We start from the raw sequence: 23,855 nt of genomic DNA, 5'->3' as shown, positions 1-23,855 counted from the left end.
ACAGTATCCACCGGCGCTGACCACATCACGTTAAAAGCCTGCTTATTGCTGTCCTAAGTATCGCTGCAAAGTCATCTGCCAACTGGCAGCCTGGGTCTCCGCTAACAAACTTTGATTCAGCGCCTCACGCTGAGGGAAGTCTTCTCGCAGACCCAGTGCATATTCTTGCTGGCTTCCGGCAAACTCAATCACTTCCAGCTGCGCATCGCCATCTTTCAATAAATACCGCAGCACGGCTTCGTCATACACCAGTGCATCTGCAGTGCCATTACGCAAGGCCTCCAAACCTTCTTCCGCTGTCGTCACCTCTATCGATTTAATGCCCCGCAAGGTTAACGCCTGCTGAGCCGTAGACCCCGCAACCACTAATGTCTTAACCCGATTTAAATCCTGCAACCCCGTCACTGCTGTAGTCATGGAGTTCACCGTGACTGATGACGCAATCGCGGCGGTAAAGCTGGAAATAGTAATAACCGACACAAACATCCAAATGGTGGCCAACAAACGTCCTGCCTTGGTAACAGGGGCTTTATCGCCATAGCCAACAGTAGTCATGGTGACCGCAGACCACCAAAAACCATTGCCTATTCCTTGCGACAAGCTTCCGCCAAACTGCTCGGGATTGCGCTTATGCTCCACCAACCAAAGCAAACCGCCTACTGCAAAAAGCAACACCGCCAATATCCCCACCGCACTCAAAAACGCCGGTGATACCAGTTGCGCCAAGAGAGCCCACCAGCCGCTGCTTTCCACTGAGGTGGCAATGCCAAGACCGGTGGTGAAAAAAGGATGACTAAAATCCATCACCGCTTCTCGTTCAGAGGTCATCGACAAGGCCCCCACCGCCACGTCGACCTCGCCAGCGGCCAGGGCGTCAATTTGAGATTGGGCGCTATCCAGCTCTACCCACTCAGTTTGCCAGCCCTGTTGCAGGGCAATGCTTTCCCACAGTTCAACACTCAAGCCGCTCCAGCCAGTTGCGCTCTTCACAACAAAGGGTGCAACTGCTTTCACCCCGACTTTAAGTACCCCACTCTCTTCGTCCTGCGCTGAGGCCAGCATTGGAAAAAGACAGATCACCAAAAATAGAGATTGCCAAAGCCGCTTCATAATTCCCCCATAAAACTATTTATCAATAACGCCTTTTTAGCTTAGCACTCATTTGAGCACGTAGCCGCCAGCGCAAAACCGTATACGTCAGTATGGCGCAATCAGCGCTAATTCTCTTGGCACTGCAGAGCAATTCCTGATGATCGCAGCTATTCAGCGAAAATTTAAAGCATCCAGCCCTGCACGGTATTTGCATGGCTTTAGTCATCTACCTATTTTTAAATGACGCTGCCGGGGAGAAAAGCGAATGGGATTACGAAATGCGGTGCAGTTAATCTGCTACCCGAACAGACTGGGAAACAATCTGGAAGACCTCAATACCGTCATTGAAAAACACCTTAGCGATGCTATCGGCGGCGTGCATATCCTGCCGTTTTTTCCCTCTAATGCCGACGGTGGGTTCTCGCCACTTAGCCATAAAGAAGTCGACCCCGCATTTGGCGATTGGGACGACATAGAGCGCATTTCCAGCAAATACGACCTCTGTTGTGACCTGACGGTTAACCATATTTCTGACGAATCCCTTGAGTTCAAAGATTTCATCCAAAATGGCTATGCTTCTGAGTATGCCGAGCTATTTGTTCATGTCGACAAATATGGCGAGATCACCCCCGACGACTTGGCCAAGATCCATATTCGTAAAGAAAAAGAACCCTTCCGAGAAGTGGAATTTGCCAATGGTCAAAAGGGTCGAGTGTGGTGCACCTTTACGGAGCATCAGGTTGATTTGAACTGGGAGTCCCCCCTCACCCATCAATTAATGGAAAACTATATTGGTTTTCTCAGCCAGCGAGGGGTAAAGCTGTTTCGCCTGGACGCCTTTGGCTACACCACTAAAATCATCGGCACCAGCTGCTTTCTGGTTGAGCCAGACGTGTACCGCAACCTGGACTGGATAAATGGGGTGGCCCATCTCCACGGTGCCGAATGCTTACCCGAAGTGCACGACCACAGCAGTTATCAATACGCCATTAGCCGCCGCAATATGCATCCCTATGGTTTCGCCCTGCCACCGCTGCTGCTGTACTCGCTGCTGGACAACAACAGCGTCTACCTTAAAAACTGGCTGCGCATGTGTCCCCGCAATATGGTGACGGTGCTGGACACCCACGACGGCATTTGCATTCCCGATGTTGAAGGCGTGTTACCCGACGATAAAATTCGCGCCCTGATCGACAATATCTCTGCCCGCAGTGCCGACCCTATTCTACGGCGCTCTGCGGCCAATATTCACAGTGTTGGCGCCATCTATCAGCTAACCTGCACCTTCTATGACGCCCTGATGCAAAACGACGATGCTTACATCGCCGCCAGAGCCATACAGTTTTTTTGCCCTGGCATTCCGCAGGTGTACTACGTCGGCCTATTGGCGGGCTGCAACGACAATGACTTGATGGAAGAAACCGGCGAGCTTAGAGACATTAACCGCCACTACTACAGCCTGGATGAAGTTGACGAAGCCATCCAGCAACCCGTGGTACAACGGCTGCTAACGCTGATGCGCTTTCGCACCCAGCACCCCGCCTTTGACGGTCACTTTGAATTAAATTACTCCAATAAATCCAGTGTCAGCATGGCTTGGCGTCACGGCGAGCACTATTGCCGTCTGTTTGTGGATCTCAACTTTAAAACCGCCAACGTCGAATACCTTGATCCGGACGATTTTTCTGAAAAGCATTTTCAATGCTAAAGCAACGCAGGAAATAACCCTAACAGGCGCATTTTGTTATTATCTCGTCTCCACTACGATGCAAACCAAGAGATCAACAATGCGCCTTGTTTTAGCCACCCTCGTCAGCTGCCTCGTCCTGACGCTCACCGCCTGCTCAGGGAAACCCAGCACCGGCGAAATGAAAACGCAATTTTGGGCGAGCCTTCAAAAAGACGGCATGGAAGAACTCTTCAGCCTATCCGATTTTGAAAAACTGAATGGCTACCAAAAAAGTGACCGGGTTTATATCGCAGACCTGCGCTACACACTGACCTTTAAAAAAGGCCTGGATGAGTGGACAGAAGAATTAAAGACCACCAGCAAAGACCAGCCTCTACAGGCCTTTGGCGCAGGTTTAAGCTTAATGGCAATGCAGCTGCAGTACGGCGAATTTGAAAAAGGCGACGAAGTTGTACAAGACGCCAAAATCACCTACATCAAAACCGAACAGGGCTGGCGAATCGAGCAAGCCAAAGGTTTATTTGATTGAAGCTTACGGCGCTAAGATCTTAACTCCGCAACAAGCCTAAAAGCTCAGCGCCACCGTATTGCAGCCCCTTGCTGGACTCAGCCTCTTTAATCAATGCCACTATTTTGCGATTGGCGGGTGCAGCGGTGCCCACCCGCTGGGCCAGACGCAACACCTCACCGCTTAAGGCATCGATCTCGGTGCTACGACCTCGTTGCAAGTCTTCCCACATAGACGACCTCGCCAGGGGGTCTATCGCCAACATTCGTTGCGCAATAAGACGAAACAAAACACTGGGCAGGCGTAACACCCGTGGTATCCAGCGGGGCGGCAAGGCATTCAGGCGGGGTAAATCAATATCCGATAACGCCAAGGCCCGCAACGCCTCCTCTTGCAGAATCGCCAAGCTACGGCGGTAACTGCGCTGCTTCAGCTGTTCTTTTAAGGGGATATTCGCCAAGGCATTAATGGGGTTATTGAGATTAAGCAACAGTTTGGACCACAGCACTCCGGACATATTATCTGACGTTTGATACTGGGTACCCGACACCCTAAACAGCGGTGCCAGCTCTCGACTCAGGGGCGCATCTTCAATGGTGATATTGCCTTGTGTGCCAGCATGAAAGCGACCCTGGCCCTGCTGCAGCACATTAAACGACACCATTCCCGCCAACACGGTATGGTTTGGCAGACAAGCTCGCAAAATATCGCCATTGCCTACGCCGTTTTGCAAGCTCACCACCACCGCATCAGGCTTGAGCTGCTGCGCCAATGCCTGCCCCACTGCCTCGGTATCACTGCATTTTACGGTGACAAAAACCGTGGTGACTTCATCCAACGCATCCAGCCCGCAGCGGTAATCCAGCGCAACCGGCGGCACATGATAATTCAACCCCCGATAATCGCTAATGCGCAAACCAAATTGCTCTAGCTCCGCCGCCAAACGTGGGCGGCCATGAAAACGAACACAGCCCCCGGCCATCAGCAATACGCCGCCCAAGTAGCAACCAATGCTGCCCGCCCCCACAATGGCAACTCGTAATGTCACGTGCTCTTCCTCAATAAGCTATAAACCAAACGATAGTCGATTTCTCAACATCATCAAGTATTGGCTATTTTTCGTATCTATTGATAATTTCTAGCTATGAGCAATTCGCATCCACTCACCAATAGATTCACCGATAGACCCCCGAATAAATCCCTATAGTCCTGACGCCAGCTAAGCCGTTACTCTTAGGGGAATTTTGGCAAACGTGACAGAACTGTCACCCAATGGTCACTGTCCTAGTAAGGCGGCATTCGATAGAATCCCCCTATAGCTCCACAGAAGCAAACTGACAGTAGAACCACACGTACCAAACCACATGTTGTTGCACCGAGAGGCACCTGAATCAATGTCCGAAAAGAAACCCCCATTGCTGATGATGCAGAGCATTCTGTTCTCCAGCACCCTGCTAATTGCCTTAATCGGCGTGCCTTGGTACGGAATCGTCCATGGCTTTACCGCCACGGGCTGGATCGCCTTTGTGTTGGTACTGGGGGCCAATGGCATGTCCATTACCGCTGGCTACCACCGTCTTTGGGCCCACAACACCTATAAAGCCCATTGGAGCTTAAAGCTGTTCTTCGCCCTGTTTGGCGCTGCGGCAACCCAAAACAGCATCCTTATCTGGGCTTCGGGACACCGCCGTCATCACCGTCATGTTGACCATATTGACGATGACCCCTACTCAGCCAAACGCGGTCTGTGGTTTTCGCATATGGGCTGGATGCTCAGGGACTATCCCGCCAGCCTTGAAGACTTCTCCAATGCCAATGATCTCAAGCGTGACAAAATCGTGATGTGGCAACACCGTCACTACCTGGCCTTGGTGCTGGGCATGAACATACTGCCCCCGTTGTTATTAGGTTTGGCCACCGGCCATTACCTTGAGCACTTTTTGCTGGCAGGTGTGCTGCGTCTGGTCGTCAGCCATCACACCACCTTCTTTATTAACTCGCTGGCTCACTACTGGGGCCGTCGTCCCTATACCGACGAAAACTCTGCCCGAGACAACGACCTCCTGGCGTTTCTCACCTATGGCGAGGGTTATCACAATTACCACCATATTTTTCAAAACGACTACCGCAACGGCGTGCGTTGGTTTCAATACGATCCCACCAAATGGCTGATTAAATCTGCCTCTTGGATCGGCCTTACATGGGATTTAAAGAAAATCCCCGATTTCAAAATTCAACGGGCCGTGGTCGCCATGCAATTCAAACGTGCAGAGCAATCTCTAAATGCCAAAGGCGCAGAAGCCTCTCACCTGCAAGAATTTCTAGAAGCGGAATACCAGCAATTTAAACAATTGTTGAACGACTGGAACGAAGTCAGCGGCCAGTGGATGAGCGCCAAACGCGAAAAACTCGCCGCGCAAAAAGACGCCCTGCAGCAAAATTTGGCTGAACACAAAGAAGCCCTACAGGAAGCCTGGGAGCACGCCACCATCCGCAGTCGCCTGAAAGAGCTGGAATACGCCATGAAAATGCAGCGCAAACGCCTGCAACTCCTGACGGTACAAATGGCCTGATCCACAACCCCCCTTAAAAACTGGGGGCTATCTCCTACCCAAAAGATGTAACAACAGCGGGGAGCTTAGTCTCATCCCGCTGAAACAAATCCAATGTTGCTACGCCCCCACCCCTCCTTTTCCGATTATGACTTCCCTTTTCGACTGACAAAATATTGGAAACCGCCAAGTCGATTCGTGAGGTCATTTGGAACAAGGTCCTCACCGATGATCCTAAGACACGCTTCAATCCTGTTGACTTCTGCTAGGGGCTAATTGCTCATAACGCTGCCAACACACGCGCTTGGCCTTGTTATTGGGCTGCCTTGTAATTAGCCTACCGCTCGGTGTAGCCATACTTGCCAGGATTCTTAAAAATTGTCGCCACTGTTTCCACTGCCTCTTGCTTGTGTAGTTCTACACGCTGTAATAGAGCAATCGCTGTTTCTTGATCCCGAGACAAGATGGCGGCATCAAACTCATCTATGATTCCGACGTGGAACAGGCGTTCATTGAGAGTCATTCCAGCAAGTTTGCTCATAGCACTCTAGAGGCCCTATAACGCCCTGCGGCAGGGGCAGGCAAAAAAGCGCAGCGTTTTGGCTGTCCCGCCGCGCTTTTCAGCGGCTAACTGCTCGTGCTTGTTAAGTGGCTGTCGCATTTCAATCACTAAGCTTACCTAATTTTGAGCCACACCAAGGGCAATATTTAATTTGAATTTGGCTTCTGCCTCCATCATGGATGATAAGCCCATAGCTTTCGTTGCTTATATATATCAGAACATCAGGGCACTCATAAATGCTCGTATGCTCCGAGCAATTTAAAGTACTGAAGTATTTCATTGAATCGCAACATGCTTCCATGTTTTTTACCTTCACAAATGCTGTGAACCCTGAAAGCCATTTAACGCCGCCAACACGTGCGGCTTTGTAGTGGAGCCGCAGGCGGAACGAAAAAGCCGTCGCGGTGCTTGGCCTTGTTAGCGCCTTGACTGAATTTGTATATTATGGAAATATACATCCATGCTCAACTTAAACAAGGTAACCGGCTTTGACTGGGATGATGGAAACTCCAGAAAAAGCGCGGAAAAACATGATGTTAGCCAGGCCGAGGCCGAGCAGGTGTTTTTTAACGATCCGCTTCTGCTGTTGCTTGACGATAAGCATAGCCGGAAAGAAACAAGATACCACGCCTACGGCAAAACCAATGATGGCAGAAAGCTGCACATTACCTTTACCCTCAGGGGAGGCGATACACTGATACGTGTAATTTCCGCCCGGGACATGCACCGGAAGGAGAGAATGATTTATGACCAAGCTTAAGAAAATACCCGATTTTAAATCAGAGCAGGAAGAGCGCGAGTTTTGGGAAAACCATGATTCAAGCGAATACTTGGATTTGAGCAAAGCTGAGCGAGCGATTCTTCCGAACCTGAAGCCCTCAACGAAGACCATCTCATTACGGCTCCCTGAAGGCTTGCTGGATAGCATCAAGGTTGAGGCCAATAAAAGGGACATGCCGTATCAATCTCTCATCAAGGCTTGGCTCGCCAAAGAAGTTCAAGAAAACCGCCGGTAACGATTTTCGCTAACGCCGTAAGCAGGCGCGGAAAAACTGGAGCGAAGCGTAGGTTTTTACGTCGCGCTGCCTTACCTTGTTAGCATTTAATTGCGAGAAAATCTGAAACATTTACCTGTTTTAAACCTTTAATTTGTGCAGCCACAATGATTGCCTTTATCTTCTCATATTCATCAATTTCATCGAAGAGGCCTCGAATACCTTTAACGCATCTCTCGTCGTGCTGATACTCTTCACCACCAGTGGCCAGGGATATTCGATCATAAAGCGAAGTCACTTGATTCTTAGCGACACATAGCATGTGGATGTCAGTCTTAATTTCATCATCAGACATATCCAAATGCGCTATAAATTGATCTCTTACGGAATCTAGTTTGTGTCGCTGGTACTCGCTATGAATATAGTCAAAATCTTCCAGAAGGCCCGATTTATCAAAGCCCTTAACTTTTGCGCCACCCATATTGATGAGTTTCTTTAAGGAAAAAGCGCCATCGTCCTTAATCAGTTTACTTAAGGCTAATATTTGTAGCCCCATTAAAGAATGCCAAACAAAGAATAAACCTTCATTTTGGCTTATGGGACTTGCCGAATCGTGAAGGTCATAAGACAGATACTCTAGAATATCCTGATAGGTATTTACCTGCCATATCAGATCTCGCGTAACCTTCATTCGCTCGTCAAGCTGCACGAAAATCTCCTTGAATGCTAACGTCCGCATTTGGGGCGGCTGGAGCAAAGCGTAAGCCGTCCCAGCAGCGCTGGTTTTTCTGCGCTGCGACAACATGCGCTTGTTAGGCATCGCTGACTCTATTCAATTTTCCGAGCACCAACGATCTTATATCCACCATGAATAATTGTAAGCATGATGATAAGCGCAGCAAACGCTGCTCCCGCACCCCGAGTCGACGCCGATGCGTAAACGGTTGCTGCTATAATAACCGCATGAGGCACAAGACCTAACCACGGGATTTTGCGTCCCCTAGAAATAAAATATAACCAATATAGAACAGCCGCAGTGCTTAAGACGCTTATAAAGGGGCTGCAGCCATCTGGGCTGCATCCCCTTCCTCTGGCGTGTGCTTCACACGCGTAGACCAGAAGGCCTAGCCCAAAACAAGCAATTTGGCGCGGAGAATTATTCATCATTCACCCCCTGAGCCCATCAGATTCGCCCCTCAAATTCTGAAAATGGTGCCAACGCAAGTTTTAGCGCTATAGCGCGAACGTCCGACGCTGTTTCAACATGGATTGTTGTATACGTTTCATGGGTTTCCACATGTACCGCAACGTCTTCCATCCTCGCGAGAGAAAGAATCCACTCGAGCCTCTTCACGCCGTCACCAGTTGAGTGATCGATCACAAAATACTGCAAGTACTTCATCTCTTCATGTTACCCGGTAATGTTCTTGGAGGCCTAACGCCCTACGCCAGGGGCAGGCAAGATGGAGCGCGTTTTTGTGCGACACTGAGCGGAGCGAATGCACAAAAAGGCGCGGAGTTTTGGCTGTCCCGCCGCGCTTTTCAGCGGCAACTGCGCGTACTTGTTAGAAGGCACATCGCCAGTCTTTCTAATGATCACGATTAAACCCCTCAGAAATATGTTTTGCTGCTGCTCGCCAGCCTTTCCAGAAAAGGTACGCAAGCACTGGGAAGATGATATACATAAGTGGTGTCAACCATTTCATGCCGCCGTAAACGATCAATGTGCCGACGAGCATCCACAGCCCAAACACAATTAGCAAGGGCTTATTCTTTAGTAAATACGGTGACGACTGCATAATATCTAATGCCTTCTAACGCCAGTGGTAATGGGCGACAACGAAGCGCAGCGTAGTTGGCGTCCCGTTGACCACATGGTTAGGCTTGATCGCTCTTCCCGCCGGTGACTTCTACCCTCAGAGCACGATCCCCAGAAAGTGCATCATTCAGGTTACGCTGAAGCTCCACTTGGGCCTGCAATGCTTCTTGATTGATTGGAAAAGCAGAGATATCCATTTTGAGAGGCGTCTCACCTGAAAGAACTTTTATTGCTCCCCTTCTGACCAATGCTTGCTCTTCTTCAAACTGGCCGTGTGCGATAGGTGAGTAGGCCCCTTTCTTTAGCTGTACTCGGTCAAATTTGTATCCGACATCCTCCGCCATGGCGTAAAGCAGATTTACAAAAAGCTCATCTCCCTTCGTGTGCCATAACTCCATCGACTTATCATCAGCTCGATCTCCGAGGTGATCATGGTACTCTCGCCATGCATCGAGAACCCCTTGCTCTGATTTTTTACGCCGATGAATGCCTAATAAACGAGTGCCGTAGAAAACCAGGTCAATCATATTTAGGGCTTGAACATGGTCGGCTGAAACTCGCGCCGCACGGGTTGCCATCAGATTATGGAATACCCAAGACTTGCGATTACGGCTTTCACGAGCACGCTCGATCGCTTTTTGGGCTTGAACCGCCAGTACAGGCCCTAATAGCGTCGCTGCTGCAATGATCCATTCTAGGTTTTCCATAATGCCTCTCTGCTTATCTTGGAAGCCTAACGCTTTAAACAGCGGAAAACGCGAGCGTAGCGAGTGGTTTTCCGATGATTTAACTTGTTATATTTCATTTTTATTAACCTTGCTCGGTAATTCTGATAATTTATCACTAGAGCAAACTAAAGCTATATCTCTGATGTCACCAATAGATAACTTTATAGCTTGCTCTGCTTTATGACCATCTTCAGTTAGAACAAACCTAAATTCACTTTGATATTCATAATCTAAAAATTTCCTAAATGGACCCATTCTTCCATGATGATTGCTTTTATCAATGTATTCCACAGGACCATGAAATAGTTCTTTGCCTTTGTTAATTGATGCAGTCTTTATACGTTTAATAAATTCTTTCAAATCTGTTATAACAACTGCAACTTCACCAAAGTTCAAATTTCGAATATCGAACTCAAAATTATCTTTATCTGTAAACATAAAAAGGCATAGGATATTACGAGACTGTTTATTACCATATCTATGGATTAAAGGGCTTTTAGCCCCTCCAATTGGAACCCGTTTTCCATCGCCATCTTTTATTGCTATTTCTCTAAATTGAATAGCTTCATCAGCCCCTTCATCAGGGTCTGAACGAAGAAAACCATCTGATTCAGCTTTAGCAAAATAGTTGTCACTATTTAAATGCAAATTTCCATCAAGAAAATCATTTAAGAATTTCTGAGGAAGGATTTTTGCTAATATTATTCCGTACGACATATCTTCCTTGAAATATAACGCCTCAAACACCGGCTTGGTGAAGTTGGCGATTTTTGTGCTTTTTTTGCACAAAAGGTGACAGCTTTACCACGTCCGCGTGCTTTGATTTGTTAGATGATTTTTCAGAATACATCCAGTTTTTCCATGATTCTGGTGCGTAAGTACTTGTCTCTTTTTTCTAGCTCTTCAATATTCCATTTTCCGCACTTAATAACATATTGTGTTATTAAGAATGGTGTAACCACATTATCCTTATCTTGATAAGTTTCCATTTTTTTATCGTAGGAATAATTCTGTGCTTGGATATTTTTTCTCATAGAAAGCAATGTTAAGTTGGCTAGGGAGTTAGTCCACTTCTCACGTTCTTCGGCGCTAAAGGTGCTTTTCCAGCCAGCCACGTCATCTGGGTTTTGAGGCAAAATATGCTCTAAATGCAATTTGCTTCCGATAGGAATATAGCTCTGCTTGCTGTCGTCACTAGAAAAATATTCGACTAACAATAAAACAGCTCTATCCCATTTTCGACCGTATACCCAACTCCCCTCTAATTCCTCTTTGAATGTTTTAGTTGTTGAGTATTTCTTTAAACCATCCTGCATTTCTGTTGATATAGCAGATACTGGAGCATTAGACTTTATTAGCTTCAATATATTAAAGCTAGCTTGCTTAATCCTAGCTACCGTAGCCCCTGCAATCCAATTTTGATAGTAGTAGGCGACTAAAAGTTTTTTTAGCTCTTCAATATTAGGGTAATTTGTAAACAAGGCCGTAGACATAATGCTGACCCAGTATATTCTGTGCTTTAAATATTTCAGGCAATAAAGATACTTATTTTCTTCATTCAAAGTTTTTACATAGGCTTGGGAGAAATCACCTATTTCTTTAATTATTTCTAGAGCACTTTTTCCTTCTTTGGAAAAAATACTTATAAGCTCTTTATCCAGTCTATTTTTAGGGTTAGCTGATAACTTATAATACAAGTATGTGTTCAGCATGCTATCTAAATCAAAATCAGAAAACTTTAGATTTGAATTAATAGACTCCCACTTTGCCTTAAAAGCATTACGATCTTCTTTTCCGTCTAATTTTTGCATCAAAGTTGACTTTAATATATCAATAGAACTAAGAGGCATCCCTCTGTCATTTAGAACATTAAATATTTGAATTGCACTATCTTGAGACGGGCAGGTTATAACCGTTAAGACCACGCTCTCAAAGAACCAGATGACGAAGTCATCTGGTTTAATTTTATGTTCGGTAAATTTTTCTTCCAGAAAACCTTTGACGTAATGCGCATTTTGAAGATACTTATTATTAGGAAAATCTTTTTCTATATGTTTTGTCGATTTAAAATCAATACCCTTTAAAACAGTCTCTTCAAAGTCAATTTGATACTGTTCATTTGTCAAAAATTTCAACTTCCTTTTGGTGTCTTCATATTTATCTTGAATTGAAGAGCTTATGAAGTCTTTTGCTTTAGGACCTAGTTCTGACAAGTACACATCTCTAAATACACATGAGATTATCGTGAATGTAGTTGTTCTTTGCTGGCCATCAATAATGTCAAATCTAGAATCCGATTCATTATTGACTAAAACTAAAGAACCGCAAAAATACGTTTCTTGTTTATTCTCAAGGTAGGCCGAGACTAAATCATCTATCAAGTCAGATAGATTATCTTTATCCCAAGAATAAGGTCTTTGATAGTCTGGAATTTGATAAAATTTCTCATCATCGACGAGTATCTTTTTAAGGTTTTCAATTTCGGCTTCTATTTTCATTATTCCTCGATATTTGATGGCGCGACTCATCTAACGCCTCAATAACCGGCGCAGCTATGCTGCGTCCGGCGCCGAAGGCGCGAAGTTGATTGACTTGTTAAATGTATGACCATGCCGCACCTATAATAAGCAAAACAATTATTGCCACTTGAACTTTGTTTGCTCTACTTTGCCCTGCTCTAGCTTCAGGAGTATCAGTTATCCCCTCTTGATGATCGAACCCTTTCTCATCAAGATCTTCATTGAATATGATGAGGCCATTGACCAAAACAACGACCATTACCAGCAACGCTGCTGTTAGCCAGTAAAAGCCCGTGAAATACTGGATACCCCCACCAACCAGGAAGCATACAGAAACCATTATTGTTGCGGACTTTAGGTCAATGTCGGTCATCTGCTTGTACATTTAACGCCCGGCGCAACGGCGCCCAAATAAGCGCAGCGTTTTGGGTGTCCGGCGACCGCAGGGAGCATATTGCCGCCACTTGTTAGAGGTTGCTGGCATAGACCCTGTACCTTTGGTCCCGAGTTGGATTTACCGACATATAGTAAGAACGAAAATTGCCGCGAACTATGTGCTTCCGAAAACGCTCCTGCGAGATCAAATCATTCCACGGATATAGCCACATATCTGAAACAACATAATCTTCATTTAGATGTACAAACATTAAATGTGTAGGGATATCCTCCCCTTCAATTTTTGGGATTGCACTAGTCCTAGTCCAGCCGCTATTCGTGCCGCGCCGAGCTTTGACTGATATAGCCATTCCGGTAGCTGTTTCAACATCATGTTCAAAGCTGTCATCTACGAGGTAGCCACCTACGGCAATCTTCGTATAAATTTCGCCGAGCCATCCTACCAGCTCATCGCCTTTTAACACCTTCCCATCAGAGTGCTCTATGAGCAGCTCTCTGATTTTTCGCTGCGTCATGGAGAGAGTGACGAATAGACCAGAGAAATCCTTCTCTATCCGATCCATTGACTCGAAGTCGAAATCCATCAAAACCTCTAACGCCGCAGTTTGGGGCTGGCATGGAGCGCCAGCGGAATGACAGTCCCAGCCGAAGGCGACAACACTGCCTTGTTAACTGTTGAACTTGATTAATATAAATATACCGAAAGCTAGCAAATAGACTATTGTAAAGGCCAAGCCAAAAGCCCGTGATTCATCATCCTTTTCGGTACCCTCCTTCGGGTAGCGTAATTCTGGAGCAAGCGCAAATGTAAACGGTTGGCCGGATAGAAAACCAAAAACCCCAGTTAAGCCAACAAATATAGCAACGACATATAACAACACAACCTGCAATTGCATACCCAGAAATGGTATAAAAAAATGGTCGGCCAGAGCCACTGCCAAGCAAAAGAAGCCAATAAAGTGGGATATTTTATACAACCGAAAATATGCTCTTTTCCTCATGACAGTTAACAGCATGTTAATGAGGCCAACGGCCTCATAATAATTATTAGCGTGAAGTCATCATAATTTTCACGCTTTATTTTGTGGTCTTGTAACCTGCTGAAAATCAACATGAAATTTCGCCAGCCAACCACATGACTGGCGAAATCGTGAAACGTTCACGATAATGAGACTGTCGGCCAAGGAATGGCCATTGATAAGTAGCACTCAGGGAGGAGTATTCATCCATGTCGTCTTCACCTTTTCTCGATTCCATTCAAAAATATATGCTGGTTCGTCGTTACAGTCGCCGAACCGTGGACTCGTATCTGTACTGGATCAAGTATTTCATAGTCTTTCACGACAAGAAACACCCGACAGCGCTTGCGCCTTCAGCGGTGGAGGAGTTTCTCACTTTCCTGGCGACCGAACGCAATGTGTCTGCGGCTACCCAGGCAATTGCTTTAAATGCGCTGGTGTTTCTTTACGATAAATTTTTGCAGCAACCCATCGGCGATGTATCACAGTTCCGCCGAGCCTCCCGTCAGGCGAAGCTGCCAACCGTGTTGACCCATGACGAGGTGATGCGGCTTTTAGGCGCGCTGACAGGTGTCCATAAGTTAATGGTCGCGTTGCTTTACGGATCGGGGCTGCGCCGCATCGAGCTTGTGCGGCTGCGGGTTAAAGATGTAGAGCCAAACCTGTTGCAATTGCAGGTCTGGAATGGCAAGGGTAACAAGCACCGCTTGACTACACTTGCACCTGAGCTGGTTCCGGCCTTGCTAACCCAAAAGCAGCGCGTTGCGTTGTTGTTGCAGGAGGATTTGGCGCATCCCGAATTTTCTGGCGTATGGATGCCAGATGCGCTGGCCCGCAAAAATCCCAAGGCTAATAAGCAACTCCCCTGGCAATACCTATTCCCGGCTACGCGCTTGAGTATCGAACCTGGAACAAGCAATTTACGCCGTCATCACATTGATGAAACCGGAATCAACAAGGTACTTCGCCAGGCGGCCAGTGCCGCCGGTATTGAGAAGCAGGTCGGTAGCCATACTTTGCGCCATTCCTTTGCCACTCACCTGCTACAGTCCGGCGCCGACATTCGCACGGTGCAGCAGCAGTTGGGGCACAGTGATGTAAAGACAACCGAAATTTACACCCATGTGTTGAAACAGGGCGCCCACGGTGTACGCAGCCCCTTGAGCGCGCTGTTGGTTACCGGGGCCAAGACGAAATAGCAGCATCGCATGCTGCCCGAGAGAGAACAAAAAAGGCCCCGCACGGGGCCTTAGCGAGTGCGTTGCAGCCAGACCGTCAGGCCAGGTCAAACCGGTCTGCGTTCATCACCTTGGTCCAGGCGGCGACAAAGTCGTTTACAAACTTTTCTTTGGCGTCGTTCTGGGCATAAGCTTCACTCAGGGCCAGCAGTTGGGAGTTGGAGCCAAACACCAGGTCTACCCGGGTGCCGGTCCATTTCACGGCGCCGTTTTTCATAAAAAGGGGACAGATTTATTTTCACGCGGTTTTCAATTTGTAGTGGTCAAGGTTTAAACAAAAATAAATCTGTCCCCCTTTTCCCTGAAAAAAATATACTTGTGTTTACCCCTTTTTGGTTTGAAGGGACAACCACGTTTTTTGATTAGTTATAGGTGTAAAAGATTCCACTAACTAATCAATTTGTCCTCTTGCATTAAAGGCTGAGCTGACAATACTGCCTGGCCATACGTTCTGTAGCCCGGTCTTAAGTTCTGAGACACTATGTGGTTTATACAATAAACGGAACCGCTGTGTTGCTGCCAGTTCAGCAATACTGCCCCAACGATCGCCGTCGCGGCTAGACTGCATATACCAACGGGGCTGATTTAAATCGACGACCACGGTGTGGGACTGCCCCGGTGCCAAGGTAATGGTCTGCTCCTTATCTAGCTCGGTGGGGCCACATAACTGGTAGCGGGGTTTTGCAAAACCGCCCCGGCCGGACAGCATTTGCAGCTGCAGCGCACAGTGACTGTCGCCATCGACAATACTCAGTACCTCATCAGAAACATTCTGCAGGCTAAATTCCAGCACTGGGCTGCGGGGGCCGTCATTTGTTGCAGCGCCAGTATTGTCTCTGTCCAATCGCCGTAATTGAATACCCAATGGGCTCCAGCGATAATTGGTAATCTGTGCCTGGCCTGCATCACCTATGGCAAGCTCGACCTCCATTGGCACCTGCAAGCTGTCGCGCTGGCCCCGACGTTTTTCAATATCGAGACCTTTGCCCTGCTGCACAAATAACTGTTCAATACCGTAATCAATATCGACATAACCTTGTAGCACGTCGTCATAAACGTAGCGCACCCGGCCTGTGATAAACGGCATTTTTGTGGGGCGTTGCTGGCTTAGGTAATCCAATTCATAGAGGTCGTCATAATGCTTGCGCAACACCGCATAAACCCGGCTGCCGCGCTGGAGCTTCTCAGTAGAACCCCCTTTAAACGCAGAAAGACTTTGAGAGTTAAGTGCGTAGCTCAGGCGAACATAGTCGCCCCGCATAGGGTCCCGTGGATCGACGGGTGCCGTTCGGATATACACCCGCTCACCCTTTTGCAAAATCCACTCTCGCTGGCCAGCCATTATCACCAGCACCAATAGCTGCGCCACCACTGCGGCAATAATCAATGCGCTACGCATGCCGTGACCTCATGATTTTTTGCCGCTCGCTTTGACGGGAGTAACGCAGCCCCACCACAAACATCACCGCGCCTAATAGCAAAAACACCACCGCCCTTGCCAACAGGCTTTCAAACAAATCGTTAAACCGGGCAAAAACTAGTGCTGCCAACAATAAGCACCCCAAGGTGGTGAGCCGCCAGTGCACCGATTCGGTCCCCCGCCAAATAAATAACAGCGCAAACCCCAGCACAAAAAAGTTGGCCATCACACAGGCAAGGACAGCGATATTCAGCCCCAGGCTCAAGCCAAGCACCAGTATGCCACTAAGAATAACCATCGCGGATTCAAACCAATCACGAAGATGCTGGGGCCGACTTTGTTCCCGAAGTATGACCACGCTCCAGCTTGCAATAAACGCTAATAAGGGAAGCGTGTAATACGCGGTCTGATAAGCATTTGAAAATACGGCCACCAAACTGGTATCGGCAATATCCATAAAACTGCTCAGAAACAAGAGCGGCAGCAATATAAGTAAAGCGATTTTTCGCAGCGGCTTACTGCTTTCCGGAAAGGGCGAAGCGGAAGACAAGCGAGAAAGTGCCAAGTATGCCCCGGCGATCCACCACAGCGATAACAACACCAGAACGTCGTTTAGCGCGCTCACCGTGAAGCAATAGCTTAACGGCAACAGCAGTAGACTGAGACCAAATAACGGCAGTGAGCGCTGCAGCCACGCCAAGGGCAGTATTGTCAGCACCAAGCCCCATGTTCCCAACTGGTGAAATGTCTGGAATTCAAAAATCTCCAAACCACTCCACAGCACAATTAATACGGCAGCCAACATACCCTGCGCCGCCGAGGGTAAAACCCACGCCATAATGACAGCACCGCCTGCCCAGAGCATAAAGGCATCGGGGTAATGGCCACTGATATGGTAAATCTGGGAAACCAGCCAGATCCCGGCACCAAACAACATCGTACCCAATAAGTGGAAACAGTCAGCAAGACGAGCTTGTTTTTTACGTGTTTGTAAGTAAAACCCGGCACTGTGGGCGATAACAAGGGAGAGACCAATCACGGCCAATTTGGCATAGCGGTGCATAGCATCCCAGTTATAGGCAAATAAAAGAATAATGCCAAGGCCAAATACCAACACGCCCAAAGCCGAGAAGATAAGCTTGCCCCAAGGCTGGCTACGACGCCTGGCGCTGTCTTGCATGATGGGATAACGGGCGTAAAGCCGTCGAGCTTGCTCGTCGCTAATCAGCCCTTCTCGCACCCACTGAGCAAGCTCAGCCTGCAACCACGCGTTGTTGTTCTCCATACTACGATCCACATCCTGTCGCGCTTATATCAAGTCGTCATCATGGGCCATTTACCCATCTTACGGCGAGTCTGCCATGAAAAATAAATCGGATTTGTGCGCTAATTCCTGAAGTATAGTGCTTGAGCATCTGGCGGCCAGACATGTCCTCTAGGGAGCCCCTTGCCATACCGCCTTGCCAGCTACGGCTCCTTAAGCAATCTCCTCCATCGCTCGCTCTGCAAAACCATGACCCGCTTCTGCATAGAGGTTAAACGTAATACAACCCATATCTTCCAGCTCTTTGGCTTGGTCTGGAAACCGCGATACCACCGCAATTTTACCGCGGTAATTTAGCTGTTGTAGTAATTTAACCACATCGATATTTTCAGAATGATTGGTCAGACTAATCAACAACATTTTGCGTCGGTGCAGCTCTGCCCGCTCCAAAAAGTCTCTATCGCTGGCGTCACCAAACACGCAACGCAGCCCCTCTGCTTCATGCTTAAGCGCCTTCTCGGCACTCTCTTCTACACCAACAATCGTGCCGGGAAAATGCTCATTAAGATAAGCGTAAGCGCCGGAGCCAATCCGCCCCATTCCCAATATCACAATTTCAGCGTCACCCAAATCGACACCCCGCTCCTGCATTAACAGCTGCTTGCGCTCAAGCCGCTGTAAGCGCGGCGCCATTTGCGCATAGAGTCGGTGGATATGGGTATTGAAAGGCACAGCAACAAAGAGTGATAAGGCCATTGCCACGGCCAGTGTTGTTAACCACTGGGCGGGTAACACACCCCCTTGCACAGCCAAGGCTGCCACAATGAGGCCAAACTCACTGTAGTTAAACAAAGATAATCCCGTGAGCATGGAGGTGCGCGCCCGCAGACGGAATAACAGCAGCAGACCAAAATAAATCATCGGCCGTAAGAAGATTAACAATGACAGTAAAACCGCCACCACCAACATTTGCCCGCTTGGCAGGCCGTAATAGCCAACACTGAGAAAAAATGCAGTTAAGAAAATATCTTTAAAATTAATCAGCTCTTTGTACAACTCGGCACTTTTGCTGGCGTTTGATAGCAACACCCCAAAAATAAGCGCGCCCAAACCCGCCTTTAAATGCAGCACTTCAAACAACGCCGCACTGCCGAGCGCCACAGAGAAACCAAACAACACCAGCAGCTCACCGTGGCCCGCTTGGCGCATGAAATAAATCATCACCGGCCGCAGCAGGGGCAAAGCTAACAAGCCAACAGCCCAGGGCGACGGTGGGTGCTCGGCGGTGGCCACCAAATAAATCACCGCCATAATATCTTGGATAATTAAAATACCGATGGCGATTTTGGCGTGAAGCGCAGCGCCCTCGCCCCGCTCATCAAATATCTTGACCGCAAACACCGTGCTAGAAAACGACAAGGCAAAAGCCAAGGTCCAAGCTAACTTAGGCTCAAGCTGCGCCAAACCCGGAATAAGAAAATGCAGCAACATCAGCACCGCTGCGGTCAGCGGCACCACAATCGCCGTATGCAAACCCGCCACCGCCCAGACCTGCGGTGCCATCAGCTGCCGAGGATTCAGTTTGAGCCCGATGGTGAACAACAACAGTACAATGCCCAAATCTGCGAGCTTATTAATTTGCACCGCATCGCCGATATTCAACGCACCGGCAAAAAAACCCGCCGCCAGATACCCCAGCAAAGGCGGCGTCCCTATTCGCCGGAATAGCAATCCGATCAGAAAAGCCATAGCGACAAGTAAGGGTTCTATCATCAACGCAATTCCTTGTTATCGAAGACCGCGGCGTCTGACTCGTTAGCCACAATAAACAGAAAGACTATTAAAACAGGCTCAGACCAGAATCGCACATACTGATCCTACTTCCATCACCCAGAACGTAGCAGGATGATCCTCCTCCCCGTCATCCCGGACGCGATAGCGAGCCGGGCTCCAGTTGCTCGGTGGAACGTTTTAGCACTGGCGGTGACTCAAGCTACGGCGGATTACTGGATACCGGCTCAAAGCCTGCCCCGGCCTACGAGCCGGGGGCCGGTATAACGGCATGGGGAGATCAACGATACCCCTCACTTCGTCATCCCGAACACAGCACGACGCCCCTCTGCCATTTCAGGCAGAGAGGGATGATACCGCCCAGTCATGCTGGACACAGCCAGATGATTCCCCCACTTCGTCATCCCGGACGCGATAGCGAGCCGGGATCCAGTTGCTCGGAGAAACGTTTTAACACTGGCAGTGGCTCCAACTACGGTGGCTTACTGGATACCGGCTCAGGGCCGGTATGACGACAACACCGCCCCGTCATCCCGGACGCGATAGCGAGCCGGGATCCAGCTGCTCAGAGAAACGTTTTAGCACTGGCTGTAGCTCAAACTACGGTGGCTTACTGGATACAAGCTCAAAGCCTGCCCCGGCCTACGAGCCGGGGGCCGGTATGACGACAACACCGCCCCGTCATCCCGGACGCGATAGCGAGCCGGGATCCAGTTGCTCGGAGAAACGTTTTAACACTGGCGGTGATTCAAAGTCCGGACCCCACAATCTCACTGAGAAGAACGCGGTGCCTTTGGCCACAACACCGGGGTGTCGCGGACATAGGCTTGATATGCGGGGTCATCGCCCCAGCGGGATTCTGCGGATTTTTCCAGCATGGGTATGCCGCTGATTTTGGTCAACACCAGGTACACAAACAGCGGTGAGACCAAGCCCAAATACTGCCAACCCGCAAAGACTGGCAGCGCCATAAGTGCCACTCCCAGCCACATGACAATCTCACCAAAATAGTTGGGGTGTCGCGACCAAGCCCAAAGTCCCGAGTGTATAAATTGCTGGCGATTGGCGGGGTTCTTACGGAATTCCTGTTTTTGGGCATCGGCAAACACTTCAATAACAAAACCCGCCAGCCAAACCAACAGCCCCAGCACGCCTAAATAGCCTATTGCCAGCGATGTTTTTGCCAACAGACAAATCAGCACTCCGCTCAAGGTTAAAAACACCCACAAGCCCTGCAACGTCCACGCCATTAAAAAACGATACCAATAGGGTTTAATATCATCAAAACGGCTGTCTTTACCCGCGGCCACAATGCGCTTGAATAAGAACATTCCTAACCGTCCCGCCCACGCCAGCACAACAGCGGCTAAAATAATCCGACGAACATCCAGCGACTCGGCAAACCCCAACGCCAACACCGTAGCAGAGATATACGTCAGACTGCCCAACAGGTCGTAATAGCGCTCGGTCTGAGTAAACCAGGCATGCAAAAAGCCCAACCACTGAATCAAAAAAATCCAGCCCGCCAGTAACAACAAACTATTCACACCCAGCGCCAAGCTTAGATTTTGCCCAGCCAATGTCGCTATTAGCGCTGCAATTAAAACCACTACCAGCACGGCAGCAAGCGAGGGCCATTTATTCATCATCTTACCTCTACCCGGTATTTAGCGTTGTTACGTCGCTGACACACAAAACGATGATCCTTAACATGATAGCAACCGTAACTTTTAGAAAACGCCTGCGATATAACACTGGCATTCGCACCCTACACCAGCTTAACTCACAGTATAAATAGCGATAAGAGAGACCGAGTTTATGAGAAAACCCTCCAGCCTGACAGACGCTAACTTTCCCTCTGCCAGAGAGGATATGTTCGAAAATGAAATGGACATGCCCCCTGCCTACCGCTTGGCTTTTAGCGACCAGGACTTTTTATTAAAAGAGGAATTGCGCGGTGTGCGTTTTCATCTGGAGCTGCAAAAGCCGGAGATGATCCTAAAGGAACACGGCGTGCAATCCACCATTGTGGTATTTGGCAGTGCTCGTTTCCTTGCTCCTGAAGATGCCGCCGAGGCGCTAAAGATTGCTCAAGAAGCGGGCGACCCAGCGGCGATTCGGGCCGCCAAACGGGATGAGCGTAACAGCCACTATTATGAAGAAGCCCGGCGCATAGGCCAGCTGGTTACGGAACACTCAAGCCACTGTGAAGAAAAAGAGCGCTTATATGTGATGACTGGCGGCGGCCCCGGCATTATGGAAGCGGCCAATCGCGGCGCAATGGATGCCAAAGGCAAGTCCATCGGCTTAAATATTGTGCTACCCCACGAACAGTTTCCCAATCCCTATATCAGCCCCGAGTTCTGCTTTCGCTTTCATTATTTTGGCATTCGCAAGATGCATTTTATGCTCAGGGCCAAAGCACTGGTGGTTTGTCCCGGCGGTTTTGGCACCATGGACGAGCTCTTTGAAGCCCTAACCCTTATTCAAACCGGTCGATCCAAACGGGTTCCGGTGATTTTGTTGGGCCATGAATTTTGGCGGCAGGCGATTAACCTGGAGTTTCTGCGCGACGAAGGGGTAATTAGCCCAGAAGACGTCAATATGATTAGCGTAGTGGACTCCGCCGAGCAAGCCTGGCAAAGCATTGTGGAGTTTTATGATTTAAACACCGGCCGGAGCAACGCGTGTTAACACCAACTCCGAGCCACTAAGGTCTAACGGCCAAGCATCAAATCAGCAGAAAAATGCCGGCAAAACAGGTATGATTGCCGGCTCGTTTTTCCAGCCTTGAATTCAATTATGTCTACCTCTTTGATCGAATTGCGCGATGTGCGCTTTGCCTACCAGCTTGAGCTCACCTTTGACCATATCAACTGGGCTTGGCCTGCGGGCAGCCATATCGCCATACTCGGCGGCAATGGTGCCGGTAAAACCACTTTGGCCAAACTGATCATCGACAACCTTCGCCCCAATCATGGCGAGGTCATTTACGGTGACGGTATTCAAGCCAAAGACATTGCCCATATCTCCTTTGATTTGCACAAGGAATTAATGGAGAAAGACCGCCGCTTTGACGACAGCGAAACCCGCGCCGATGCCTTTGATGTTGGCACCACCGTACGCAACGCTATTTTGCAGGGCCAACCGGAGTCAGACACCTTTACCCAGCTCTGCAGCCGCTTGGGCATAGAGCATATTCTGGAACAGGGCATTCGCTTTATTTCCACAGGCGAGAGCCGTAAAACCTTGTTGGCCAGAGCCATGCTCGCCAAGCCCAAGGCGCTGATTTTAGACAATCCCTTTGAAGGGCTAGACAAAAATGCCCAACAGCAAATGACTAATTTGCTCGATGAGTTAGTGCAAGCGCCAACGCCACTGCTGCTGTTGACCAAAGACGCCAACGATATTCCCAACGCCATCGACACAGTATTTTTGATGGAAGAGGGCGCCATTACTGGCGAATGCAGCGCCGCTGAAGCCAAGCAAAAATCTGCCCGCCGCCACCATTTCAGCAAAGCACTGCCCATCGAACCGGCCCCGGATTACCCCGCTGGCCAAGCACTGATTGAGCTAAAAGATGTGAACGTGAACTTCCGGGGCAAGCAGGTACTCAGCGACGTAAACTGGACGCTAATGCCAGACCAGCACTGCTGTATCAGCGGTCCCAACGGCGCGGGCAAGTCCACCCTGCTCGGCTTGCTCTGCGGCGAAAACGACAAAGCCTACGGCCAAACGGTCGTGTTGTTTGGCAAGCAGCGCGGCAGTGGTGAAAGTGTTTGGGACGTGAAATCGCACTTCGGCCTGCTCAACACCAGCATGCAGCTCAGCAACTTAAAACGCAGCAAAGTCATTGATGTGGTGGCATCCGGTTTATTCGATTCAGTCGGACTCTATAACGACTACGGCGACGCCGAACGACAGCGATTGCTGGCATGGCTGGATGCACTGGAATTGCTACACTGCCGAGACCAACGCTTCGACCGATTATCTTTTGGCGAGCAGCGTATGATATTGCTGTTACGGGCAATGGTGAAATCACCTGAAATTCTGATATTAGACGAGCCCTGCATCGGTCTGGATAATGAACAGAAAAATCGCTTATTAGGCGCCGTAGACCAAATTGCCGCCGCCGGTCATACCCGCATTCTCTTCGTCAGCCACCGCAGCGAAGAAGTGCCAGAATGTATCAATCAGTTTTTAGATTTGGTGCCATCCGATAAGGGCGGCTACACCGCCGCCATTCGCACAAGCTAAACGCG

The 23,855-nt window shown here is 48.8% G+C and carries 24 protein-coding genes; 9 read left to right on the top strand and 15 right to left on the bottom strand.

Going from position 1 to position 23,855, the window contains the following annotated elements:
* Window positions 1-42 precede the first annotated feature (42 nt).
* Complete coding sequence (locus IMCC21906_RS06675) at window positions 43-1,110, bottom strand: transporter substrate-binding domain-containing protein (RefSeq protein ID WP_052763409.1); 1,068 nt, start codon at window positions 1,108-1,110, stop codon at window positions 43-45.
* A 247-nt stretch (window positions 1,111-1,357) separates the two neighbouring features.
* Here IMCC21906_RS06675 and gtfA point away from each other — a divergent pair, with 247 nt between their 5' ends.
* Both gtfA and IMCC21906_RS06665 read left to right on the top strand, forming a co-directional pair.
* Window positions 1,358-2,800, top strand: coding sequence for a sucrose phosphorylase (gtfA, locus tag IMCC21906_RS06670; RefSeq protein WP_047011516.1), 1,443 nt, complete (start codon window positions 1,358-1,360; stop codon window positions 2,798-2,800).
* A 79-nt stretch (window positions 2,801-2,879) separates the two neighbouring features.
* Window positions 2,880-3,311: a hypothetical protein gene (locus IMCC21906_RS06665; RefSeq protein ID WP_047011515.1), complete on the top strand. Its 432-nt coding sequence runs from the start codon at window positions 2,880-2,882 to the stop codon at window positions 3,309-3,311.
* A 19-nt stretch (window positions 3,312-3,330) separates the two neighbouring features.
* Here the strand turns inward: IMCC21906_RS06665 and IMCC21906_RS06660 are convergent, their stop codons facing one another.
* Window positions 3,331-4,338, bottom strand: coding sequence for a 2-dehydropantoate 2-reductase (locus IMCC21906_RS06660; protein WP_052763408.1), 1,008 nt, complete (start codon window positions 4,336-4,338; stop codon window positions 3,331-3,333).
* A gap of 346 nt (window positions 4,339-4,684) precedes the next feature.
* On the opposite strand from IMCC21906_RS06660, the gene IMCC21906_RS06655 reads away from it, so the two are divergent.
* Window positions 4,685-5,863, top strand: coding sequence for a fatty acid desaturase (locus IMCC21906_RS06655; protein WP_197085967.1), 1,179 nt, complete (start codon window positions 4,685-4,687; stop codon window positions 5,861-5,863).
* Between the two features lie 316 nt (window positions 5,864-6,179).
* Here the strand turns inward: IMCC21906_RS06655 and IMCC21906_RS06650 are convergent, their stop codons facing one another.
* The gene (locus IMCC21906_RS06650; protein ID WP_197085966.1) at window positions 6,180-6,365 is read right to left on the bottom strand and encodes a hypothetical protein; all 186 of its coding nucleotides are present in this window, start codon (window positions 6,363-6,365) and stop codon (window positions 6,180-6,182) included.
* A 499-nt stretch (window positions 6,366-6,864) separates the two neighbouring features.
* On the opposite strand from IMCC21906_RS06650, the gene IMCC21906_RS06645 reads away from it, so the two are divergent.
* Both IMCC21906_RS06645 and IMCC21906_RS06640 read left to right on the top strand, forming a co-directional pair.
* Entirely contained in the window at window positions 6,865-7,164 is a 300-nt protein-coding gene (locus IMCC21906_RS06645) for a BrnT family toxin (protein WP_047011511.1), read from the top strand.
* Window positions 7,151-7,420, top strand: a complete 270-nt coding sequence (locus IMCC21906_RS06640; protein ID WP_047011510.1) for a BrnA antitoxin family protein — start codon at window positions 7,151-7,153, stop codon at window positions 7,418-7,420. Before IMCC21906_RS06645 ends, IMCC21906_RS06640 begins: the two co-directional genes overlap by 14 nt.
* A gap of 79 nt (window positions 7,421-7,499) precedes the next feature.
* Here IMCC21906_RS06640 and IMCC21906_RS06635 read toward each other — a convergent pair whose 3' ends face one another.
* From IMCC21906_RS06635 to IMCC21906_RS06590, 7 genes are all read right to left on the bottom strand, one after another.
* Window positions 7,500-8,219, bottom strand: a complete 720-nt coding sequence (locus tag IMCC21906_RS06635; RefSeq protein ID WP_047011509.1) for a hypothetical protein — start codon at window positions 8,217-8,219, stop codon at window positions 7,500-7,502.
* Window positions 8,220-9,277: 1,058 nt separating this feature from the next.
* Window positions 9,278-9,925: a DUF6680 family protein gene (locus IMCC21906_RS06615; RefSeq protein ID WP_197085965.1), complete on the bottom strand. Its 648-nt coding sequence runs from the start codon at window positions 9,923-9,925 to the stop codon at window positions 9,278-9,280.
* Window positions 9,926-10,012: 87 nt separating this feature from the next.
* Window positions 10,013-10,735: a hypothetical protein gene (locus tag IMCC21906_RS06610; protein ID WP_156166008.1), complete on the bottom strand. Its 723-nt coding sequence runs from the start codon at window positions 10,733-10,735 to the stop codon at window positions 10,013-10,015.
* A 50-nt stretch (window positions 10,736-10,785) separates the two neighbouring features.
* Window positions 10,786-12,444 (bottom strand): DUF262 domain-containing protein, encoded by a 1,659-nt coding sequence (locus tag IMCC21906_RS06605; RefSeq protein WP_052763407.1) that lies wholly within the window; start codon window positions 12,442-12,444, stop codon window positions 10,786-10,788.
* A 97-nt stretch (window positions 12,445-12,541) separates the two neighbouring features.
* Window positions 12,542-12,850, bottom strand: coding sequence for a hypothetical protein (locus tag IMCC21906_RS06600; RefSeq protein ID WP_047011504.1), 309 nt, complete (start codon window positions 12,848-12,850; stop codon window positions 12,542-12,544).
* A gap of 82 nt (window positions 12,851-12,932) precedes the next feature.
* Window positions 12,933-13,445 (bottom strand): hypothetical protein, encoded by a 513-nt coding sequence (locus IMCC21906_RS06595; protein ID WP_047011503.1) that lies wholly within the window; start codon window positions 13,443-13,445, stop codon window positions 12,933-12,935.
* Between the two features lie 84 nt (window positions 13,446-13,529).
* Window positions 13,530-13,877, bottom strand: a complete 348-nt coding sequence (locus tag IMCC21906_RS06590; RefSeq protein WP_156166007.1) for a hypothetical protein — start codon at window positions 13,875-13,877, stop codon at window positions 13,530-13,532.
* A gap of 212 nt (window positions 13,878-14,089) precedes the next feature.
* Between IMCC21906_RS06590 and IMCC21906_RS06585 the strand changes: the two genes are divergently transcribed.
* Window positions 14,090-15,079 (top strand): integron integrase, encoded by a 990-nt coding sequence (locus IMCC21906_RS06585; RefSeq protein WP_047011501.1) that lies wholly within the window; start codon window positions 14,090-14,092, stop codon window positions 15,077-15,079.
* Between the two features lie 76 nt (window positions 15,080-15,155).
* Here IMCC21906_RS06585 and IMCC21906_RS06580 read toward each other — a convergent pair whose 3' ends face one another.
* The 4 genes from IMCC21906_RS06580 to IMCC21906_RS06565 form a co-directional block, all read right to left on the bottom strand.
* Entirely contained in the window at window positions 15,156-15,320 is a 165-nt protein-coding gene (locus tag IMCC21906_RS06580) for a hypothetical protein (protein ID WP_197086012.1), read from the bottom strand.
* A gap of 189 nt (window positions 15,321-15,509) precedes the next feature.
* Window positions 15,510-16,517, bottom strand: coding sequence for a GDYXXLXY domain-containing protein (locus IMCC21906_RS06575; RefSeq protein ID WP_047011499.1), 1,008 nt, complete (start codon window positions 16,515-16,517; stop codon window positions 15,510-15,512).
* Window positions 16,510-17,823 carry a DUF2157 domain-containing protein gene (locus IMCC21906_RS06570; RefSeq protein ID WP_047011498.1) on the bottom strand — a complete coding sequence of 438 codons (1,314 nt, stop codon included), beginning with the start codon at window positions 17,821-17,823 and terminating at the stop codon, window positions 16,510-16,512. Before IMCC21906_RS06570 ends, IMCC21906_RS06575 begins: the two co-directional genes overlap by 8 nt.
* 192 nt (window positions 17,824-18,015) lie before the next feature.
* Window positions 18,016-19,575, bottom strand: coding sequence for a cation:proton antiporter family protein (locus tag IMCC21906_RS06565; RefSeq protein WP_052763406.1), 1,560 nt, complete (start codon window positions 19,573-19,575; stop codon window positions 18,016-18,018).
* Window positions 19,576-19,763: 188 nt separating this feature from the next.
* Here IMCC21906_RS06565 and IMCC21906_RS16810 point away from each other — a divergent pair, with 188 nt between their 5' ends.
* Window positions 19,764-20,105 carry a hypothetical protein gene (locus IMCC21906_RS16810; protein WP_156166006.1) on the top strand — a complete coding sequence of 114 codons (342 nt, stop codon included), beginning with the start codon at window positions 19,764-19,766 and terminating at the stop codon, window positions 20,103-20,105.
* A gap of 258 nt (window positions 20,106-20,363) precedes the next feature.
* Here the strand turns inward: IMCC21906_RS16810 and IMCC21906_RS06560 are convergent, their stop codons facing one another.
* Window positions 20,364-21,242, bottom strand: a complete 879-nt coding sequence (locus tag IMCC21906_RS06560; RefSeq protein ID WP_156166005.1) for a DUF1295 domain-containing protein — start codon at window positions 21,240-21,242, stop codon at window positions 20,364-20,366.
* A 169-nt stretch (window positions 21,243-21,411) separates the two neighbouring features.
* On the opposite strand from IMCC21906_RS06560, the gene IMCC21906_RS06555 reads away from it, so the two are divergent.
* A complete protein-coding gene (locus IMCC21906_RS06555; protein ID WP_047011496.1) occupies window positions 21,412-22,287 on the top strand; it encodes an LOG family protein in 876 nt (291 codons plus the stop codon).
* Window positions 22,288-22,395: 108 nt separating this feature from the next.
* Window positions 22,396-23,850, top strand: a complete 1,455-nt coding sequence (locus tag IMCC21906_RS06550; protein ID WP_047011495.1) for an ATP-binding cassette domain-containing protein — start codon at window positions 22,396-22,398, stop codon at window positions 23,848-23,850.
* Window positions 23,851-23,855 lie beyond the last annotated feature (5 nt).

The sequence above is a fragment of the Spongiibacter sp. IMCC21906 genome (genome assembly GCF_001010805.1).
Taxonomy (GTDB): domain Bacteria; phylum Pseudomonadota; class Gammaproteobacteria; order Pseudomonadales; family Spongiibacteraceae; genus Spongiibacter.
This window is presented reverse-complemented; position numbering and strand designations above follow the sequence as displayed.

Excerpts from the sequence above, each read along its gene's own strand:
- IMCC21906_RS06675 (WP_052763409.1), bottom strand. The coding sequence starts at position 1,110 with ATGAAGCGGCTTTGGCAATCTCTATTTTTGGTGATCTGTCTTTTTCCA.
- gtfA (WP_047011516.1), top strand. The coding sequence starts at position 1,358 with ATGGGATTACGAAATGCGGTGCAGTTAATCTGCTACCCGAACAGACTG.
- IMCC21906_RS06665 (WP_047011515.1), top strand. The coding sequence starts at position 2,880 with ATGCGCCTTGTTTTAGCCACCCTCGTCAGCTGCCTCGTCCTGACGCTC.
- IMCC21906_RS06655 (WP_197085967.1), top strand. The coding sequence starts at position 4,685 with ATGTCCGAAAAGAAACCCCCATTGCTGATGATGCAGAGCATTCTGTTC.
- IMCC21906_RS06650 (WP_197085966.1), bottom strand. The coding sequence starts at position 6,365 with ATGACTCTCAATGAACGCCTGTTCCACGTCGGAATCATAGATGAGTTT.
- IMCC21906_RS06645 (WP_047011511.1), top strand. The coding sequence starts at position 6,865 with ATGCTCAACTTAAACAAGGTAACCGGCTTTGACTGGGATGATGGAAAC.
- IMCC21906_RS06640 (WP_047011510.1), top strand. The coding sequence starts at position 7,151 with ATGACCAAGCTTAAGAAAATACCCGATTTTAAATCAGAGCAGGAAGAG.
- IMCC21906_RS06635 (WP_047011509.1), bottom strand. The coding sequence starts at position 8,219 with ATGCCTAACAAGCGCATGTTGTCGCAGCGCAGAAAAACCAGCGCTGCT.
- IMCC21906_RS06615 (WP_197085965.1), bottom strand. The coding sequence starts at position 9,925 with ATGGAAAACCTAGAATGGATCATTGCAGCAGCGACGCTATTAGGGCCT.
- IMCC21906_RS06605 (WP_052763407.1), bottom strand. The coding sequence starts at position 12,444 with ATGAAAATAGAAGCCGAAATTGAAAACCTTAAAAAGATACTCGTCGAT.
- IMCC21906_RS06600 (WP_047011504.1), bottom strand. The coding sequence starts at position 12,850 with ATGTACAAGCAGATGACCGACATTGACCTAAAGTCCGCAACAATAATG.
- IMCC21906_RS06595 (WP_047011503.1), bottom strand. The coding sequence starts at position 13,445 with ATGGATTTCGACTTCGAGTCAATGGATCGGATAGAGAAGGATTTCTCT.
- IMCC21906_RS06590 (WP_156166007.1), bottom strand. The coding sequence starts at position 13,877 with ATGCTGTTAACTGTCATGAGGAAAAGAGCATATTTTCGGTTGTATAAA.
- IMCC21906_RS06585 (WP_047011501.1), top strand. The coding sequence starts at position 14,090 with ATGTCGTCTTCACCTTTTCTCGATTCCATTCAAAAATATATGCTGGTT.
- IMCC21906_RS06575 (WP_047011499.1), bottom strand. The coding sequence starts at position 16,517 with ATGCGTAGCGCATTGATTATTGCCGCAGTGGTGGCGCAGCTATTGGTG.
- IMCC21906_RS06570 (WP_047011498.1), bottom strand. The coding sequence starts at position 17,823 with ATGGAGAACAACAACGCGTGGTTGCAGGCTGAGCTTGCTCAGTGGGTG.
- IMCC21906_RS06565 (WP_052763406.1), bottom strand. The coding sequence starts at position 19,575 with ATGATAGAACCCTTACTTGTCGCTATGGCTTTTCTGATCGGATTGCTA.
- IMCC21906_RS06560 (WP_156166005.1), bottom strand. The coding sequence starts at position 21,242 with ATGATGAATAAATGGCCCTCGCTTGCTGCCGTGCTGGTAGTGGTTTTA.
- IMCC21906_RS06555 (WP_047011496.1), top strand. The coding sequence starts at position 21,412 with ATGAGAAAACCCTCCAGCCTGACAGACGCTAACTTTCCCTCTGCCAGA.
- IMCC21906_RS06550 (WP_047011495.1), top strand. The coding sequence starts at position 22,396 with ATGTCTACCTCTTTGATCGAATTGCGCGATGTGCGCTTTGCCTACCAG.